This is a genomic window from Okeanomitos corallinicola TIOX110, from assembly GCF_038050375.1.
Lineage (GTDB): Bacteria > Cyanobacteriota > Cyanobacteriia > Cyanobacteriales > Nostocaceae > Okeanomitos > Okeanomitos corallinicola.
The window spans coordinates 1,052,736-1,071,415 of sequence record NZ_CP150886.1 but is presented as its reverse complement, the minus strand read 5'-3'; the positions used below and the strand labels follow the sequence as shown (position 1 = coordinate 1,071,415).

The 18,680-nt window shown below is 35.8% G+C and carries 23 protein-coding genes; 11 read left to right on the top strand and 12 right to left on the bottom strand.

What is annotated here, in order from left to right:
• Positions 1-5 precede the first annotated feature (5 nt).
• Positions 6-1,595: a DUF4335 domain-containing protein gene (locus tag WJM97_RS04650; protein WP_353931877.1), complete on the top strand. Its 1,590-nt coding sequence runs from the start codon at positions 6-8 to the stop codon at positions 1,593-1,595.
• 64 nt (positions 1,596-1,659) lie between these two features.
• Positions 1,660-1,947, top strand: a complete 288-nt coding sequence (locus tag WJM97_RS04645; RefSeq protein ID WP_353931876.1) for a hypothetical protein — start codon at positions 1,660-1,662, stop codon at positions 1,945-1,947.
• Positions 1,948-2,160: 213 nt separating this feature from the next.
• On the opposite strand, the gene WJM97_RS04640 is transcribed toward WJM97_RS04645, so the two are convergent.
• From WJM97_RS04640 to WJM97_RS04600, 9 genes are all read right to left on the bottom strand, one after another.
• On the bottom strand, positions 2,161-2,628 hold the full coding sequence (locus WJM97_RS04640; protein ID WP_353931875.1) for a ferredoxin: 468 nt from the start codon (positions 2,626-2,628) through the stop codon (positions 2,161-2,163).
• Positions 2,628-3,014 (bottom strand): DUF1257 domain-containing protein, encoded by a 387-nt coding sequence (locus WJM97_RS04635; protein WP_353931874.1) that lies wholly within the window; start codon positions 3,012-3,014, stop codon positions 2,628-2,630. Before WJM97_RS04635 ends, WJM97_RS04640 begins: the two co-directional genes overlap by 1 nt.
• A gap of 39 nt (positions 3,015-3,053) precedes the next feature.
• Positions 3,054-3,266, bottom strand: coding sequence for a DUF2997 domain-containing protein (locus WJM97_RS04630; RefSeq protein WP_353931873.1), 213 nt, complete (start codon positions 3,264-3,266; stop codon positions 3,054-3,056).
• A 421-nt stretch (positions 3,267-3,687) separates the two neighbouring features.
• Entirely contained in the window at positions 3,688-4,239 is a 552-nt protein-coding gene (locus WJM97_RS04625) for a PIN domain-containing protein (protein ID WP_353931872.1), read from the bottom strand.
• The gene (locus tag WJM97_RS04620; RefSeq protein WP_353931871.1) at positions 4,236-4,685 is read right to left on the bottom strand and encodes a PIN domain-containing protein; all 450 of its coding nucleotides are present in this window, start codon (positions 4,683-4,685) and stop codon (positions 4,236-4,238) included. The genes WJM97_RS04625 and WJM97_RS04620 overlap by 4 nt, the downstream gene beginning before the upstream one ends.
• A 125-nt stretch (positions 4,686-4,810) precedes the next feature.
• Positions 4,811-5,314, bottom strand: coding sequence for an opioid growth factor receptor-related protein (locus WJM97_RS04615; RefSeq protein WP_353931870.1), 504 nt, complete (start codon positions 5,312-5,314; stop codon positions 4,811-4,813).
• A 7-nt stretch (positions 5,315-5,321) separates the two neighbouring features.
• A complete protein-coding gene (locus WJM97_RS04610; protein ID WP_353931869.1) occupies positions 5,322-6,200 on the bottom strand; it encodes an alpha/beta hydrolase in 879 nt (292 codons plus the stop codon).
• The gene (locus tag WJM97_RS04605) at positions 6,197-7,237 is read right to left on the bottom strand and encodes a M28 family peptidase (protein WP_353931868.1); all 1,041 of its coding nucleotides are present in this window, start codon (positions 7,235-7,237) and stop codon (positions 6,197-6,199) included. The genes WJM97_RS04610 and WJM97_RS04605 overlap by 4 nt, the downstream gene beginning before the upstream one ends.
• Positions 7,238-7,349: 112 nt before the next feature.
• The gene (locus tag WJM97_RS04600) at positions 7,350-7,658 is read right to left on the bottom strand and encodes a DUF3067 family protein (RefSeq protein ID WP_353931867.1); all 309 of its coding nucleotides are present in this window, start codon (positions 7,656-7,658) and stop codon (positions 7,350-7,352) included.
• Positions 7,659-7,950: 292 nt separating this feature from the next.
• Between WJM97_RS04600 and petC the strand changes: the two genes are divergently transcribed.
• Positions 7,951-8,490 carry a cytochrome b6-f complex iron-sulfur subunit gene (petC, locus tag WJM97_RS04595; protein WP_353931866.1) on the top strand — a complete coding sequence of 180 codons (540 nt, stop codon included), beginning with the start codon at positions 7,951-7,953 and terminating at the stop codon, positions 8,488-8,490.
• Positions 8,491-8,621: 131 nt separating this feature from the next.
• Positions 8,622-9,605, top strand: a complete 984-nt coding sequence (gene petA, locus WJM97_RS04590) for a cytochrome f (RefSeq protein WP_353931865.1) — start codon at positions 8,622-8,624, stop codon at positions 9,603-9,605.
• Positions 9,606-9,734: 129 nt separating this feature from the next.
• On the opposite strand, the gene WJM97_RS04585 is transcribed toward petA, so the two are convergent.
• Positions 9,735-10,073 (bottom strand): DUF5615 family PIN-like protein, encoded by a 339-nt coding sequence (locus WJM97_RS04585; RefSeq protein ID WP_353931864.1) that lies wholly within the window; start codon positions 10,071-10,073, stop codon positions 9,735-9,737.
• On the bottom strand, positions 10,070-10,294 hold the full coding sequence (locus WJM97_RS04580) for a DUF433 domain-containing protein (protein ID WP_353931863.1): 225 nt from the start codon (positions 10,292-10,294) through the stop codon (positions 10,070-10,072). The genes WJM97_RS04585 and WJM97_RS04580 overlap by 4 nt, the downstream gene beginning before the upstream one ends.
• Positions 10,295-11,102: 808 nt before the next feature.
• Between WJM97_RS04580 and WJM97_RS04575 the strand changes: the two genes are divergently transcribed.
• Together WJM97_RS04575 and WJM97_RS04570 are read left to right on the top strand one after the other, a co-directional pair.
• Complete coding sequence (locus tag WJM97_RS04575) at positions 11,103-12,296, top strand: M20 family metallopeptidase (protein WP_353931862.1); 1,194 nt, start codon at positions 11,103-11,105, stop codon at positions 12,294-12,296.
• A 224-nt stretch (positions 12,297-12,520) separates the two neighbouring features.
• Positions 12,521-12,835, top strand: a complete 315-nt coding sequence (locus WJM97_RS04570; RefSeq protein WP_353931861.1) for a chromosome segregation ATPase — start codon at positions 12,521-12,523, stop codon at positions 12,833-12,835.
• Positions 12,836-12,940: 105 nt separating this feature from the next.
• Here the strand turns inward: WJM97_RS04570 and WJM97_RS04565 are convergent, their stop codons facing one another.
• Positions 12,941-14,005 (bottom strand): hemerythrin domain-containing protein, encoded by a 1,065-nt coding sequence (locus WJM97_RS04565; RefSeq protein ID WP_353931860.1) that lies wholly within the window; start codon positions 14,003-14,005, stop codon positions 12,941-12,943.
• 264 nt (positions 14,006-14,269) lie between these two features.
• On the opposite strand from WJM97_RS04565, the gene fabG reads away from it, so the two are divergent.
• From fabG to chrA, 5 genes are all read left to right on the top strand, one after another.
• A complete protein-coding gene (gene fabG, locus WJM97_RS04560) occupies positions 14,270-14,965 on the top strand; it encodes a 3-oxoacyl-ACP reductase FabG (RefSeq protein ID WP_353931859.1) in 696 nt (231 codons plus the stop codon).
• A gap of 274 nt (positions 14,966-15,239) precedes the next feature.
• A complete protein-coding gene (locus WJM97_RS04555) occupies positions 15,240-16,595 on the top strand; it encodes an OB-fold nucleic acid binding domain-containing protein (RefSeq protein ID WP_353931858.1) in 1,356 nt (451 codons plus the stop codon).
• A 55-nt stretch (positions 16,596-16,650) separates the two neighbouring features.
• Positions 16,651-16,995 (top strand): DUF6464 family protein, encoded by a 345-nt coding sequence (locus WJM97_RS04550; RefSeq protein WP_353931857.1) that lies wholly within the window; start codon positions 16,651-16,653, stop codon positions 16,993-16,995.
• Positions 16,996-17,013: 18 nt separating this feature from the next.
• A complete protein-coding gene (locus WJM97_RS04545; protein ID WP_353931856.1) occupies positions 17,014-17,463 on the top strand; it encodes an NADAR family protein in 450 nt (149 codons plus the stop codon).
• Positions 17,464-17,493: 30 nt separating this feature from the next.
• Positions 17,494-18,657, top strand: coding sequence for a chromate efflux transporter (gene chrA, locus WJM97_RS04540; RefSeq protein WP_353931855.1), 1,164 nt, complete (start codon positions 17,494-17,496; stop codon positions 18,655-18,657).
• Positions 18,658-18,680: the final 23 nt, after the last annotated feature.

The following is an 18,680-nucleotide window of genomic DNA, read 5'->3' as shown; positions in this document are numbered from 1 at the left end:
TTGCTATGCCTGGATCAAATTCTGTCATTCGTCGCTACACTCCCCCCACTTGTACATTAGAAATCTTGGCGCAAAGCTCACCTTTATCTCGTTGGATGGGACAAACTGTCCTCAATCAACTCCGCTTTGAACTACACTTTGATGATCCAACATTACCCGAAGAAAGTAAAATTACCATTCAGGGCGATCGCGATCAAATCGAAGCTGTATGTAATGCTGTTACTAATTATGTGCAAGAACTGCTGCAAAAATCAGCAGATAGCTTTTGTTTAACTTCTTTAGAGTCCCAACCATCAACGACAACTTCTCATCAACCAGAATTATCAGAACAATCAGAATCATCAGAACCCAACCCCACTCCATTATCATCTAAAAGTGTAAACACTTCTGGAATGGGAATATTAGAAGCGACAATTTACTTAGAAGCTAGTGAAGATTTAACTCATAAATTATATTTAGGTTCTTTAGCTAACCAAACATCAGGCCCTACAATTAAACTTACGTTATTACAATTATTTGATTTAGCAACTGCTTTAGATGAATATGCTACTGATGTGATAACTTTACCAAATCTTAAAAGTGAAACTTCACATTCAAGTCCAGTTTTTCGCTTTCCAGTTTGGACACCTGTTGCTGCCATGGTGCTATTGGCAATAGGTTTAACTCCCTTAACTTGGCAATATGCTAACAATATTAAAAACAATCAACAGCAGACAGCTACAAATACTACATCATCCCCAGAAAAAGTTGCTCTTGAACCTTCACCATTTGCTGGTTTAAATGCTCCTGGAAATTTACCAACTCCTCCTGACAATAGTGAGATTATTAAGCTGCCTAATTTAGATTCCGTAACGCCACTACCTGAGTTGAATACAATTCCCACTCCTCTTTCTTTTCCTAATTCCACAGTTGCACCCGCCATCAAAATTCCACCACAAAATACACAGTCAATACCACGCATAACTCAGCCAATCACTCCAGAAAATTTCCCATTATCAATACCAAAAAATTCTTCGGAATTGATTAAACCTAGTCGAATTCCTACAGGAACAGAAGCTACAAAGCCATATATACCAAACTCTCCTAACATATCAAGAATACCTGAATCTACAGCGAATTTCCCTAACAATCTAGAAACGCTTACTTCAGAAAAATTATCTGCTCAATCAGATTTACAGGAATCAAATAGAGGTAATAGTACCGCAAGTACAACTACCAATTTCAAAAGTAGTGATGATTTAGTTGCTAGGTTGCGAAATGCTAAACAGACTGCAATACCTAATAAGATAGCTGCTGAAGAAAATAAATTATTTGATAGTCCTCAAATCGCAGAAGCTAGATCATTTTTACAGAGTAATTGGCAACCTCCATCTGGATTTTCAGCAACCTTAGAATATAGTTTGATTTTAGGTATTGATGGTACTATTGAACGAATTTTACCATTAAATAAAGCTGCAAGAGAATATATAGATAATACTGGTATGCCTGAAATTGGTAAACCATTTGTATCTACTAATAAAGCTGGTCAAAATCTTAGACTGCGGGTAGTTTTTACTCCCGACGGTAAGGTGAAAACCTTTGCGGAGAAACAGTAAATATTCTATCAACTGGTAATTTGTAATCATCTATTACCAATTACCAATTACCAATTCCTAGACATTGATTTTAATTCTAACCATTGATAACGCGAATATTGGTGATACTGATTATCTAGATATTGCCAATTTATTAAGTTCTCATAATTATTCCGTGCTGTCCATTGCAGATATAGATGATGCTTTAAAAATAGCTAAGAATATCAATTTTGAGATGATTTTATGTTGTAGTTTTACACAATCTGTTATTTCTACTATCTCAATTATCCCTAAGTTTGGGGAAGTAGTACGGAAATTAAGAACAAATCTGCATACTCAACATTATCCTTTCAGGGGGCGACAAAGAAGCTAGAGAGGTTGCTGGATAAGCATCATAGCCCTCATACCCTGTTGATAAAATGGCAGCTTATTGCCAAGGGAAGCCATCATTTCCAAAACCAATTTTTGACACTCTTTGCTTGTCGCCCCCTGAATGATTACCCATTACCAGATATAAAAAATAAGGCTGGAGTTACCCACCAGCCTGTAAAAATGTTAATTGTTGAATATTGAAGTTGTTAAATTTCTAAGATTGTTTGTTTTTTAATTTGCGCTTTTTACGGCGTTTTTCTGTGGTAGCTACAGCATGGTCTACCGGATAACCAGCTACAGGAATTACCTGATATTTGCGATCTTCTTCTAGGTTTTTTAATTCGGTATAATCAACCCAGTGAATACAATCTACAGGACAGGTCTCTATAGCTTCTTGAATTACCTCTTCTGAATCCCCATCTTGACGAACTACACGCGATCGCCCATAATCTGGTTCAATATAAAAGGTATTTCTAGCAACATGAGCGCAGTGTTTACAACCTATGCAAGTAATCTCATCCACATAAACACCTCTCTGTCGCAGCACTCCCCCCAGTTCCGGTTCTAAACCAGAGTGTTCTGGTTCATCTCGCAAAAAACCGCCTAATTCTGGTTCTAAACCGGAAGGACTATTCTCTAGATTATGATCTAAATCTTCTGGGAAAGGCTGCATTTGAGACATTATGCGCTCCAGCGTTGCACTACTAAACGGATTGAACCATCTGCATTTTTCTGTTCTTCAGCAACTTGAAACCCTACTTTTGTGGTTTCTTTCATTACTGTTTGGTAAGCATAGCGTTGGGTTACTTGACGCAAAAATCCATCTACGGATAAATTCTGCTGCCAATATTGCAAGTCTGCTACCAATTCGTATTCTTTACCATTCCATCGAAAACCGATGTCATACCCATTTTCTTGCTCAATGGTAACTTCGGCAGGGTGGGTTTGTCCACGATAACCACGTACTTCACGAGGTCCTGGTTTCCAGTCTATTCCTAAGTCGGACAGTGCATCCTGTAAGGATTCTAGGTTACGGATTTGGGTTTTAATTTGGCTAAAGTGTGACATGGCGGTTTGTAATCAGTGAAAATAAGGATTGGGGAAAATTTACCAGTCGCTAAAAGCAGTTTGGGTGTTTGCTACACCAGTTTCTTGGGTAGCGTGGTTAGCAAAAAATTCTGAGGTTGGTTGCTGATTTACCACTTGTCCCAGCTGCGCTTCTATCGCTGCTGTTACTTCAGCACAGGAAGCACCGACAATACCGGTGACTTTCTCTTGTACCCGACCATCTGGATAGATTATGAATTCTAATGTTTCCATTCTTTAAACGCCAACCTCGATGTTTCCCTTGAATTTAACTGCTTTAGCGTATTTAATTTTTCATAACTAAAGGAACTCAAAAACAAACTTGCCGTTTGTTCATAATGTTCCATCTTTCAATATATATAGCTCAAATTCTTTACGAAAATTATTAATGGGATTAGCAGTTACTTCCGTCAATTCTTAGTTTCTCTTAACCTGATCAATTAGTCAAGTTCCCAGAATTCTTGAGGCTACAATAATCCTAAAGCCTGGAAATTCAAGGTTTTTGACTATAAACAACTGTAGGGACAATTCTGAAAATATTCTAAAGTTTATTGAAAATTCTTATCATTATCATAAGGTAATATTGTCTGATGTTGGGTGATTTGGGGGTGATCGCTTACTTGCTATTTTACCTATATCTAAAATAGTATGTATTTTACAATACATTCAATGCTAAATCAGTATCACAGAATTTTATTGGAATACCACTGCTGTTAACTATCACACCATCTAATTTCAGCATATCCTCATCTACAGAAATGACAACTTCTGCATCAAACTGAATTGCACTAGCAACATGAAGTGCATCAGCCGCACGTATTCCCCTAATATAAAGTTCCATGTTGTTTAACTGTGCTTCCACAATTCCAGCCGTTAAATCCAGTACACTAATTCCAAAAAACCTAACGGCAGTTACTGTTTGGGGTACAATAGAACGGGCTGCAAGAACTCTCAATGTACTAGCATTAGTCATACCCTTAGCAACAGATGTCAGTTGCTTAAATAAAGCTTCTTCCACCTCATAATAGGTAAAACTTGATGTAGCACCTGTGTGTTTTGCAGCAACTAATTTCAAAACCTCTTCTGCATCTTCAAATAATTTTTTTGGATCACGTCCACGACGTGATGTAGCTCTGAGAGTTGATCCAGCTATAGCTTGCGGACTGAGATAGTCAATAAAAACACCCGTATCAATATAAACCTTCACACCTTAGTTCCCAATTCAGATAATAATTGTTCAGGTGTAACTACTTGAGGCTTACTCGTTGATAAAGAACCTAATGCTTTACTTAATGCTTTATCATAAGTAACTAAATAGTCACATTCAGCAGCACTGCTAAGAATTAAAACATCATTAGAATGGGCTATACGGTTACGAAGGTTTGCCGCATACTTGAGATATTCTTCAGCTTTCTGTAAATTTACAGGTATGACATTAACTTCTTCTTGAATTTCATCCAGAATTTCTGGGTTTTTACTAGACTCTGCTAAGAAAAAAAGTTCCTGTAATACTACTGAATTAATTGCTAACCGTACTTGTTTCATCACTGCTGGAGAGAATAGTTCAGAACTAGGTGACTCTCCACGCAAGTAAGCAGCGATAACATTTGTATCTAAAAAAACAAGAGGCAGATGATGTTTAGAAGTTTCCACTTGAAAATCTCTTGTTAGAATTGTGTTTACTTAATTTTACTTCAAAAACAATAGATATGTAGATTAGTTTAAAAAATTCCAGTAATTACTATCTACAAATATTCTTAATCTATTAGTGCATCCTGCTAATAAGAAAGAGTAAGTTTAGTAATTTCTCCCTTTTCCAGATTATATAGTTCTTCCAAACATTTTAAAAAAGCCTGAGCATACATTTCTAAACCTAATAAACACAAACTTTTCAAAATTCTAGTAATTCGCAAATAGTTATAATTGGAAGAACGTACCCAATTTTTTTTACGTTCTGAAAATGACTCATGAATTTTAATCTCTATTTGTCCATCTTCACTTTCTTGACATGATAAACCATAAAAACCCAACATCAATTTTAACGATTTAAGTAAATTCTTTTTAAAAGCTGCTTGTTCTTGAAAAACTTGAATATCTGCATCTGTTAAAATCGGTGCATGAGGATTAAACCGACTCCCTTCTGTTAAGGGAAACAACCACTGAATATAATCATGGGTTTTTTCCAACCATTCATAATTTTGCTGCCAAATTTCAAATAACCTACCGCGAGTATCAGTAGCTTTTCCTTCATAGAATTTAACAATGTGGGAATATTGATTCATGGAATTATTATTTCACTCGATTTAAAACAGCTTCAATTACTGACTGAGGTGCTTCTCTTTGGATAAAATGACCAACTTCTGGAATGACAAATCTTTGATAATCTTTTAAAAAAAACTCTTCTTTATTATCGCTAGTTTCCGGTAAAGTTGCCCCATCTGCACTACCATGTAATACTGTAGTTGGCACATCTATTTTTGGTGATGTCATTAATTTTTGATGAATCAGTTCATATTCAGGATCATTATCAGAAAATCCCCAACGATTGCGGTAGGAATCTATGGTAATATCTACCCAGTCTGGATGATCAAAAGATTTTGCTGTTTCTTCAAATTCAGCATCACTAAAATGCCAATTAGGACACCATAATTTCCACATATATTTAATTAAATCACGTCGTTCTGCCATTAAAGTTTCCCTTCCTCTTTCTGTCCCAAAAAACCATTGATACCAATATTGTTGGATTTGGGAAAATGATATATTTTGCTTTGGGTTGTTAGTTCCATAACCTACAGATAATGCTGTTAAAGTATGTAATAAATCTGGACGTAAAGCGGCGATATTATAAGCAATTCTTGCACCCCAATCATGTCCAACTAAATGTACTTTACCAATATTAAAACCTTCAATAAATTCAATTATATCCTGTGACAAAGCTGCTAATTGTCCACTTCTAGGAGTTTGTAAATCTAAAAATTCTGTAAATCCACAACCACGCAAATAAGGTGTAATACAATGATAATTAGCATTAACTAAAGCGGGAATAACTTGACTCCATGTTAAGGGATCATCTGGCCAACCATGTAATAAAATGATGGTGGTTTTATGATTATCACCATAGCTGTGATAAGCAATATTTAGACGGGAAGTTTTGAGATATTTAATCATTGGGATAAATCAGATATTACAGCGACTAAACCATTGACGACTCTGGTAAATTTATCAAAATCAATTTTATCTATGGTATCATCTCCAGTGTGATAATATTTATAACGATAAGGTGCTGTATCTGTCACCATAATTCCTTGATAATCTTGCTGCCAAAAAGACCATTGATCTGACCAACCAACCCCAGGAATAGAAGCAGGTAATGCTGTTCCTTGAGATGGGAATTTTACATGATTACGAAAAGATGATATTGCTGTTTTTACTAAATTACTAGATTTGAGATTACCAATAAAACTGATAAAGTTACCTTGATTTGGATAAATTAAATTTATAGGATATGGATATTCTTGACTTCCTGGTTGATCATCAAAATATCCCATTGTTTCTAAACTGAGCATGGCAACTATATTTTTACCTTGTTGTTTTAAGTTTTTAGCATATACTAAACTCCCCATATTTTCTGTCCAGAAAAATGGCGGTTCTTCGTTGGTGAATGCGACAAATTTAATGGTGCGATTGGTATTTTGATTAGCAAAAATTCTCGCTAGTTCTAAGGTTGCTGCTGCACCAGTGCCATTATCATTTGCGCCTGGACTGGTATAAGCTGAATCGTAATGACCACCAATGACAATGATTTCTTCTGGTTTTGTAATTCCTGTTTTTTCAACTTCTAGGTTGTAGTAAGATTGGTTGTCTATTTGATATTCTTGAATTTGGACTTTGTAACCTGCTTGACTAAAAGAATTAATAAAAAAGTCTTTAGCTTGGTTGAGTTTTTGATATTGATTATTGTTGCGACTACCAATTTCAACAGACAGGGTTTGTAAGTCTTGTTCCAGTAATTTTTTGAGGGTAATTTCTGCGGGTTTTAGGGGAGGAAGTTTGCCTTGATAGCTAATTTTTGGCATCCAAAACATCATACTCCAACCCCAAAAAATTAGAGCTAGAAGAATAGTTATTAAGAAAGTCAGACGAATCAGGGCAGATTTATTAATAAGTTGGAGTTTAAATCTACTTCTGTGAGAATTTTTGCTCATGATATTCTGTTGTAAATATTTGTAGATTGATCAAAAAAAATTGATCTCATCCATATAAATCTTTTACCAATTACCAATCATCAATTACCAATTACCAATTACCAATTACCTCTTAAACTATCCATTCAGAAGCGCGATCGCCTAAATCAAGAGGAATACTAACAGCTTTACCTAATCGGGGACGTTCTTTAGTTTCTGTAATAAAAGTTTGTACTTGTACTGCTCCGCCTAAAGCATGGAGATAATTAGCAATACTATCAATATGTTCTTGATAATCAGTTTCGCTTAAAGGGAATGAAGCTTGTTCGGCATATCTCCACATGACTTGGAGAAATACTTTTCCTTGGGTTCTACGGAACTGGAGATCATAGGAAAATCCCCATTTATCAATTAAAAGTTGACGTAAGTCCTTTCCAGTCATAGTAATTCAAGGTTTAAGATAGAGGATTTTGGGGAAAACGTAGCCCAAGCCCCAAGGGATCATGGGTTTTCTCATTTAGATTTTACATTTAGTTATGATGTTAAGTTCCGTAACTCCAGTATGATAAGGATATAAAGAAATGTAATGCTAACAGACAATGGTGCCAGATGGGTCTTCTCATTAAGAAGAATGACATCATTGGGGCGTTAGTATTTCACCTCAGACAAGGGTTGATATAGTGTTACAACTCTTGTCAAAATGCTTAACAAATTACACACAGAGCGCGTAGATTATGGCTCAATTTTCTGAATCAATGGATGTACCCGATATGGGTCGTCGCCAATTCATGAACCTGCTTACTTTTGGGACTGTTACCGGAGTAGCTGCTGGTGCATTGTATCCTGTCGTTAACTACTTTATTCCTCCTGCTACTGGTGGTGCTGGTGGCGGTGCAACAGCAAAAGATGAACTGGGTGACGATGTTAGCGTAAGTAAGTTTCTAGAAAGCCATAATGTAGGCGATCGCACCTTAGTACAAGGACTAAAGGGAGATCCTACCTATATTGTGGTGGAAAGCAAAGAAGCGATCGCTGACTATGGCATTAACGCTATCTGTACCCACTTGGGTTGTGTTGTTCCCTGGAACGTAGCAGAGAACAAGTTTAAATGTCCTTGTCACGGTTCTCAGTACGATGCAACTGGTAAAGTTGTCCGTGGTCCTGCACCCAGATCATTAGCTTTAGCTCATGCTAACGTCAATGACGACAAAATCGTTTTGACCCCTTGGACAGAAACAGACTTCCGCACCAACGAAGAACCTTGGTGGTCTTAGACAGTTCTGAGTAATGAGTGCTGAGTTATTAGTCTCCAGTCAACAGTCTAGAACTTTGAAATTAACTCTTGACCAATGACCAATGACCAATGACCAATGACCAATAACAACTGACACCTGACTTTATAGAGATGAGAAACGCCCTTACACCTGCCAGAGTGATGTTAAATACATTGCTCATAGCGATCGCTACAGTGACATTTTTCTTCACTAGCGATTTTGCCCTTCCTCAAACAGCTGAAGCTTACCCCTTCTGGGCGCAAGCAGCCTATCCTGAAACTCCCCGTGAACCAACAGGAAGAATCGTTTGTGCTAACTGTCACTTGGCAGCAAAAAATACAGAAGTAGAAGTACCCCAATCAGTATTACCTGATACAGTATTTAAAGCGATCGTCAAAATCCCTTACGACACCAATGTACAGCAAGTAGGCGCTGATGGTTCTAAGGTTGGTTTAAATGTTGGTGCTGTATTGATGTTACCTGAAGGCTTCAAAATTGCACCTGAAGACCGCATTCCTGAAGAAATGAAGGAAGAAATAGGTGATGTTTACTTCCAATCCTACGGTGAAGATAAAGACAACATCGTTATTGTTGGACCCTTACCAGGAGAAGAACATCAAGAAATCGTCTTCCCCGTACTTTCACCTGACCCTGCTACCGATCCAAATATCAACTTTGGCAAATATTCCGTTCATGTAGGCGGTAATAGAGGACGTGGACAAGTTTACCCCACAGGTGAGAACAGCAATAATAACGTTTTCAATGCTTCTGCTACTGGTACAATTACCAACATTGCTGAAACAACAGGTGATGACGGTCTTGTTAAGTATGTAGTCAGTATTGAAACTGAAGCTGGCGAAGTTGTTGAAACTACAGTTCCCGCAGGCCCAGAAATCATTGTTGCAGAAGGACAAGAAATTGCATCTGGTGAACCTTTGACTAGCAACCCCAATGTCGGTGGTTTCGGTCAAAAAGACACAGAAATCGTCTTACAAGATACTTCCAGAGTTGCATGGATGGTTGCTTTCATCTGTTTAGTGATGATGGCACAAGTTATGCTGGTACTCAAGAAGAAGCAGATAGAAAAAGTTCAAGCTGCCGAGATGAATTTCTAAATTCTTTGTTAATTTATTTATTTGAGGACAGGTGTTTTGCCTGTCTTTTTTTATGGGAGTTTTATACTAATAACAAAAACGTAAAATTCACATATGTTGATATTTGAACAACTTTATTTTTCATCAGGATTAAGATTTATTGATTTCTACAATCATTTCTCCTTGACGTAATTTTTCTAAAGCATCATTTAAAGTGAAATGTAGAATTTGACGTAAATTACGATTAGTGACATTTCCACAAGTTAACCAAATAATTTGCGGAGGTGTACCCAACCGACAAACCAAATCAACAAAATCACTATCTTTGGTCATAATTATCACATTAGCTATTTTGGCAGCTTCAAAAATTTCAATATCTTTAGCATCACGTAAACCAAGTTCTTTTAATGACAATGCTTCGATAGCAAAAGTATTTGTAATCCAATCTGCTAGTGTTGGAGGTAACTGTGCATCAATCCAAATTTTCATGCTGTTAATCTAACAAAATCAGTGCGTCTAGCTGCAAATATTAGACAAGCTTGAATATCTTCTAGTTCTAAATCGGGAAAGTCTTCTAAAATTTCATTTACACTCACATTTTCTGCTAACATTTCTAAAATGTCGCTCACTCTAATTCTCATTCCACGAATGCAAGGACGACCTCCACATTGACCAGGTATTTGTGTGATACGATTTAATAGTTCATTCATTAATTTAATGAATTAAAGGTGATAATAAAATGTATTTTAGCATAATTCCTGACGCAAACCCAGATAATTTTGAATCTTAAACTAAGATTACATAAAAGTAAGGGTTTAGAATTGTTAAACCCCTACACTCCTACAAATGAAAATACAACAAAATGCAACTTAGAAACTAGCAATATCGGAAGGTTTAGCTACTTATTTAGAGTTAGCATTGCAGTTAAATTTACCATTAGCAACTCTTTATTCTCGGTTAGCATAAGTACCAAATATATGCAAGATTATAATAAGACTGCCAAGATGTAGCATCTTGACTAATTGCATTTTCAAATGCCTGGATTGCATATTTGTGTTCAGGAACTTTCTGACTTCTCAAATTCTGTTTGAGTCGGAGAATCTATCAAAGTATTCCCAGTCTGGAATAAGATATATCTATCCTAGGGGTTTAGCACTGCTAAACCCCTACACAACAATTCAGAACTCCTCCCCAACCCATAAAACAAGATACCCCCAGCCATTTATATAGGCCAGGGGCATCACATATTTGATAGTCTATAATTCTTTCGGTATAGGCAATTAAATAAAATATATCCAATATATTTCATTTTGCCTACCCTTAGAGAGAAGATTTACAAAAATTTAATTTCTCCTTCACAATTTAAGTGTTAACACGTATTGCTTTACAAGTATAAAAAATATAATTAGCTTAACTTCATACTGTGCTGCTTGTTAAGCAAGAGCATTTTATCCAGAAATACTTATCTATGATAGAAACAAGGCTTGTACAACCAAAATAGATTTTCATAGATTTTCGATGTTAACTCGTATTCAAGATATTGCCGCAACTCTAGCACCCCGCTTAGTAGAAATTCGTCGTCATATCCATGCACATCCAGAACTGAGTGGACAGGAATATCAAACCGCTGCTTTTGTCGCTGGTGTGTTGTCTTCTAGTGGGTTGCACGTGGAAGAAGGGGTTGGAAAAACAGGAGTTATTGGTGAATTACAAGGTACTCACCATGAGCAAAAGATTTTGGCAATTCGTACTGATATGGATGCTTTACCCATCCAAGAACGCAGTGGTTTAGATTATGCTTCGCGGACAGAAGGTGTGATGCACGCTTGTGGACATGACGTGCATACTACGGTAGGTTTAGGTACAGCAATGGTGTTATCACAAATTGCTGATGAATTAGGTGGTAAGGTGAGGTTTATATTTCAACCAGCTGAGGAAATTGCCCAAGGTGCAAACTGGATGGTAGAAGATGGGGTAATGAATAATGTTTCTGCTATTTTAGGTGTTCATGTTTTTCCTTCTATCCCTGCTGGTTCTGTCGGTATTCGTTATGGTGCATTAACAGCGGCAGCAGACGATTTAGAAATTACCATTTTGGGTGAGTCTGGACATGGGGCGCGTCCCCATGAAGCTATAGATGCGATTTGGATTGCTTCGCAAGTTATTACTGCATTGCAACAGGCAATTAGTCGGACTCAAAACCCTCTACGTCCTGTAGTTTTAAGTATTGGTAAAATTATTGGTGGGAGAGCGGCGAATATTATTGCTGATAAAGTAGAGTTATTAGGTACAGTGCGATCGCTTCATCCAGAAACTCGCAAAGAATTACCACAATGGATTGAAAATATTGTGGCTAATGTTTGTAATTCTTACGGTGCAAAATATTTAGTGAATTATCGTCAAGGTGTACCCAGTGTGCAAAATGATTATAGTTTAACTCAATTATTACAATCCTCAGCGGAAGCAGCTTGGGGTAATGAGCAAGTGCAAGTTTTACCTGAACCTTCTCTTGGTGCAGAAGATTTTTCTGTGTATTTAGAACACGCTCCCGGTGCAATGTTTCGTTTGGGTGTAGGTTATAAAGATAGAATTATTAATCATCCTTTACATCATCCCCAATTTGAAATTGATGAGTCTGCAATTATGACTGGTGTTGTGACTTTAGCTTATGCAGCTTATAAATATTGGCAAAGTAACGCACCAAATCTTTAATAATTGTGTGTTACAGATTTGATCTTAATTGACCGCAGATAAACGCAGATGAACACAGATAAAGAGGAATATAACCATAATAATTTTGCTGTTGCTGGGGATAAAATTACTGCTATACTGTTGTGGTTAATAGTAAGTTAAAATATTGGATTTTGGCTACTATTAATTAACGGAAGTTCAAGGATAGCTGAGAACTTTGTAGATCAACAAAAAACAAGGCTAATATGTCATCTGTAGAAAACCTAGAATCTTCATCGTCACAATCTAGTAGTAATAATTGGTATTTATTAACTGTGCGTTCTAAAAAGCGAGAAGTGTTTTTAAAATATCTCAAATTTGCCATTGACCAAAATAAATTGGAGGATTTATTCTTAGATATTAAAGTCCCCCAGGATTCTGTTTATGAAGATATGGTTTTATTAAGTCTCAGTAATTTTAAAACTGCGACTAGCTACCTTAAAAAAGTTGAATGTTTTCAAAATATAGAACGCAAACCTTTACAGTCAGCACAAGTCAATAGAATGTTAGGCATAGGATAAATTATATCAAATACCTACAATCTACATTCCCGACTTTCTATACTATATAATTTATGGAAGTCGGGAATTTCAATAGACTGATAAATTTATTGATAAATTGAAAAATTATACATTTACTGTATTTACTTCTGTTTCCAATCCTCCCATTTGCTGTTGAATTCTAGCTTTTACTGTTTTAAATTGTTTGGTTAATTCATGGGTTTCTTGACTATTCATGTTGTTATGAATAGCTGTAAACATGGCAGTCTCTTCTTGGTGAAAATGATTACCTATTTCATCCCATATCTGCTTAATTCTTTCTTTAAATTCTGGTAAATTAGGATCAATACTTCTCAATTCTTCGAATAATAGACTCCAGTGAGTATGTTCATCAGATAATTTTTGGGTGTTAGCTTCACCATAAAAATGACGTACTCTCGGATAAACAATTTCTTCTTCTGCACCTACGTGGGCGCTCAGATCATGATCAATTTGTGCAAAATATTCTTGAATTTTTTCAGGATCATCGCTCTGTAGTAATTCTGTAAATAAGAGATTGATTTTATTGTGATCCATCCGCATAAAGTCTTGAATGCTCATATCTTGATTTTCTGAAGTCTGGGTAAAAGCACTACCAAAAACACCACTAATGGCAGCGATTGCATCTTGAACTCTTGCCCAAATCCCTTGATCTACATCTTGTCCAGTTAGTTCCCGTACACCTAAAATTTCGATAATTCCTTTTAATTGTTCTTGATGAGCGCGGTTTTCAAAATTAAGAGTATTTAAGTTACTCAATGCTGCGATGACATCAACACCAACTTTTTGTGCAGCTTTATGAATTGTCATTCCATTCATTACTTGTTGATGCTTTAATAACTCATGCTGAAAGACTTTATCAAAAAAACTCAGTTCTTCACTTTGCATTAATTGACGAGTTTTTTGCACCATTTCTACTACAGTTTGTTCTGCATCCTTATGAATGCCATATTGAATCACCATAGTATCAAGAATACCTTGATTTTTATGATCATCATCTAACATTGCCTGAATCATATCAGCAACTGCTTCATCTGTACATTCATCCAAAAAAAGGTTTTCGTTATCAATTAATAACTGTTGCAGTAATTTCATGTCTGCCAATTTTATGGCGATCGCATTTCTTTTAGTATTATCTAAAGTCACTACCATACTGAATTCTCCTAGCCAAAGTCATCATAGTTATAGGCAACTTCAGGTTCGCATAATCACTAGATAGATTCCATCTGTCTTTTGAGCGATTACTCAATTAACTTAAGATATAAAAATAAAAATAGTTATAAGTTTATTTTTTTATACTTTTAATACACTTAAAGACTAGCAGTGGCTAAAGTTGCATAATCACCATCAAAAGAATTCCATTTTGCCCAAATTCACGCTATCTTAAATCTTGAAGATCAAAAGAGTGCATCTTTTATGAAAGGTAAACAGGTCTTACTCACAGGTGGTACTGGTGGATTAGGTTTAGGTGTGACACCAGCAGTTTTAGCCCAAGGTGCAGAGTTAACTATTCCTTATCGTAATCTTAAAGATGTAGAACGACTCAAAGGAATTTTATCACCAGCGGATATCGCTAGAATTCAATTTATTCCTGCTAATTTGGAAGAGGAATCTTCGGTAGATAAACTGATCAGCCGCATGACTAAAGTAGATGTTTTAATTCATTTAGTAGGTGGTTTTTCCATGGGAAAAACTCACGAATACAGCTTTTATAACTGGAAACGGGAGTTTGAATTAAATCTAAATACGACTTTTTTGACTTGTAAGTATAGCCTGACAAGGATGTTAGAAAATGACTATGGACGCATTGTGACTATTGCTTCTCGTTCTGGTTTAGAACCAGCGAGAAATTTAGCAGCATATTCTGCGGCTAAGGCTGGTGTGATAGCATTAACTAAGGCGATCGCCGATGAAACCAAAGGTACTAATATCACAGCAAATACCGTCCTTCCTAGCGTTATTGATACCCCTGCAAATCGGCAAGCTATGGGTGAAGAAAACGCAGATAAATGGGTAAAACCGGAGTCTATTGCTGAAGTGATCTGTTTTTTGGCTTCAGAAGCGGCTAAAGATGTACGTGGTGCAGCAATTCCTGTTTATGGCAATATTTAATCACAGGATTTACAAAATTGGCATCATGCCCTAGCTTGTAGTGAAGACTTTAGTCATCAAAATCAGAGGCTAAAGTCCAACTACTCAGAAATATAACTTTGTGTCATACTTGTATAAGTTCTAAATAATTTAATTGTAAATTTGACTTGTCTCATCACTTTATTTTTAATAGTAAACTAGCCGCTAAATACTTTCAGAAGCAGATTGCTATCTAAATATTGATCAGAGTTAATCTAAAATCAGTAAATACACAAATTTTCTCATTCTCAGTAATATGGTTAAAATAGTTTCCCGCCAATACGTAGGTCAGACCAATGTATATGATATTGGCGTTGCAGAGGATCATAATTTCGCCATTAAAAATGGTTTAATTGCCTCCAATTGTTTCAACAAATCTCACTCTACAGCTTACGGTTATGTCACCTATCAAACCGCATATTTAAAAGCTAACTATCCCTTAGAATATATGGCCGCCCTGTTAACTGCTAACAGTGGTGACACCGACAAAGTACAGAAATATCTCAACAACTGCACCAGCATGGGAATTGAAATTGATCCCCCAGATATTAATCGTTCTGGATTAGATTTTACCCCAGCAGATAATAAAATTTTATTTGGATTTTCTGCCGTTAGAAATGTGGGACAAAATGCGATTGCTGGAATTTTAGAAGCCAGAGAAGAAGGAGGAGAATTTAAATCTTTAGGTGATTTTTGCGATCGCCTTGACTTACGTTCTGTCAATAGAAGAACCTTAGAATCATTAATTCAGTGTGGAGCATTTGATAAAATAGAATCCAACCGTCAACAACTAATTAATGACTCAGAATTAGTCTATGAATGGGCGCAATCCCGTGCTAGAGATAGAGCCAGCGGCCAAGGAAATCTCTTTGATTTAATGGGAGGAGGATTTGCTAGTAATAGTCAACAACCAGCCCAAAATGGTTTTGAATCTGCCCCTAAAGCAGAAGCAACTTTAGATTTTCCTCCCCAAGAAAAACTCAGGATGGAAAAAGAATTATTAGGCTTTTATGTATCCGCACACCCATTAAAAAACATTAAACAATCGTCATCTCTACTCGCACCAATAAACCTAGTACAATTAGGAGAACAAAAAGATAATTCCGTCGTCTGTGCTGTAGTCATGCTCAACAATGTCAAAAAAGTTATGACCAAAAAAGGCGATCCCATGGCAATTTTACAAATAGAAGATTTAACTGGATCATCAGAAGCAATAGTCTTTCCTAAAAATTATGAACGAGTGAGTTCATTATTAGAAGTAGATGCTAGATTAATCATTTGGGGAAAAGTAGACAAACGAGATGATCAAAATCAATTTATAGTCGAAGATGCTGAACAAGTTGAAAAAGTCCAGATGGTAGTAGTGGAATTAAACCCAGAAGAAGCTGGTACTATAGATATCCAACATCGTTTGAGGTCAATTTTAAAAGAACAATCAGGAGATAAAGATAAAGCCAAAGTACCCGTAATTGGTGTTGTTCAATCAGGGAGTTATCGTCAACTTGTAAGGTTCGGAAAACAATTTTGGGTACAAGATTCTTTTTCAACAGTACAATCTTTAAAAAGTGCAAGATTTCCTGCCCAAGTTAAACAATTAACAGATAATTCCTAATCTTAATAATTTGGGATCAGCATTCTAAAAGTCAGGAGAAAAGAGGTAAATAAAAATGTTAAGAATAATATTTTTGATCACCATTAGTTTGTTACCTTCTCTATGGTCATTGTGGGTACTTCGTAAAAACCAAGAACGCACACGAAAACGTCATAGACAATTGACTCAAAATTACACCCCAATCAGAGAATATATTAGACCCTTGGAGGACAATTACCCGGAGTGCAGCAACATTAGCGATCGCTATTATCTAGAAGGAGTAGGATATTTAATAGGAGATATCAGTTGTAAATTTAACGCTCGTTCTGGTTATGTTCGCTGTGCTGTTAACCCCAGTGGTTCATGTCAAAATTGCCAACACTATGAATCTAAAGAATTAACTAATCACGTCAGTTATTAATTACCCATTATCAAGATTATGACAATTTATTTTTATTCTACCCGTGAAAAATATGGTTGTTTCTCGAATTTTTCACCTCACGGATTTGTTTTAGATAATTTATATTGGTTTACCAGTGAGCATTATTTTCAAGCACAAAAATTTATTGGTACACAACATCTAGAAGAACTTCGTTTAGTGAAAACACCAAAAGAAGTAGCAAAAATGGGTAGACAAAGAACTCGTCCTTTACGTTCTGATTGGGAACAAGTTAAAGATGATATTATGAGAAAAGCTGTTTTATGTAAATTTTCCACCCATGCAGATATTCAAGAAATTCTCTTATCTACAGGTGACGAAGAATTAGTAGAAAACTCACCCATAGACTTTTACTGGGGTTGTGGTGCTGATGGTAGTGGTAAAAATATGTTAGGTAAAATTCTTATGGAAATAAGAGAAATAATCATTCGTGAAAATAAATCAAAATAAATAACAATACATAAAATTTCCCATCAAAAAATGAACACCTTACAATTAAATCGTTTGGGTGAAATTGCCAAAATATTCTTGAAATTAGGTGTAATTGGTTTTGGTGGTCCAGTTGCCCACATTGCCATGATAGAAGACGAAGTAGTCACCCGTCGTCAGTGGTTAACAAAAGAACATTTTTTAGATTTATTAGGGGCAACTAACTTAATTCCTGGACCCAATTCCACAGAAATGGCCATTCATATTGGTTATATTTATGCAGGTTGGTTAGGTTTAATTATTGCTGGTATTTGTTTTATTTTACCAGCAGTTTTAATAACGGCTTTTTTAGCTTGGCTTTATATTAATTACGGAACTTTACCCCAATTTTTACCTTTACTTTATGGTATTAAACCCGCAGTTTTAGCGATTATATTAAATGCCCTTTGGCGGTTATCTAAAAAAGCAGTCAAAACCAAACAATTACTAATCATTGCTGTAGTGGTTTGTTTAATAACTTGGTTTGGTAAAATTAATGAAGTGATAGCTTTATTGTTAGGTGGTATTTTAGGAATGATTTGGTTACACAATAGTAATCAAACTAACTTAATCCTTACTGCTTTAACACTAACAGCAACTTTACCAAAAATATCTATAACTCCTGTATCTGTCCCTTTATGGAAATTAGGTTTATTTTTTCTGAAAGTTGGTAGTATTTTGTTTGGTGGTGGTTATTTACTAATTGCATTTCTACAAGGTGAATTAGTAGAAAAGTATGGATGGTTAACTCAACAACAGTTATTAGATGCCATAGCAATTGGTCAATTTACCCCTGGACCAGTGCTTTCTACTGCTACATTTATCGGTTATATAATTTCTGGTTTACCTGGTGCAATTATCGCCACTTTAGGAATTTTTCTTCCTTCATTTGTGTTTGTAGCTATTTTAAATCCCCTCATTCCTAAATTAAGTGCTTCAGCTTGGACAAGGTATTTTTTAGATGCAGTAAATGTTAGTGCTGTAGCATTAATGGTAGTAACATCCTTGCAACTAGGAATAACCACTTTAAGTCTAGAAAAAATACCATATATTGATTTTTTAGGTGTAGGTATTTTTGGGGTTTCTGCATTTTTAAGTATTCGCTACTCCATTAATTCTGCATGGTTAGTTTTAGGTGGTAGTTTAATTGGTTGGATTTTTTCAGTTTTGGGATAATATGTAAAAAAATTATAGATGTA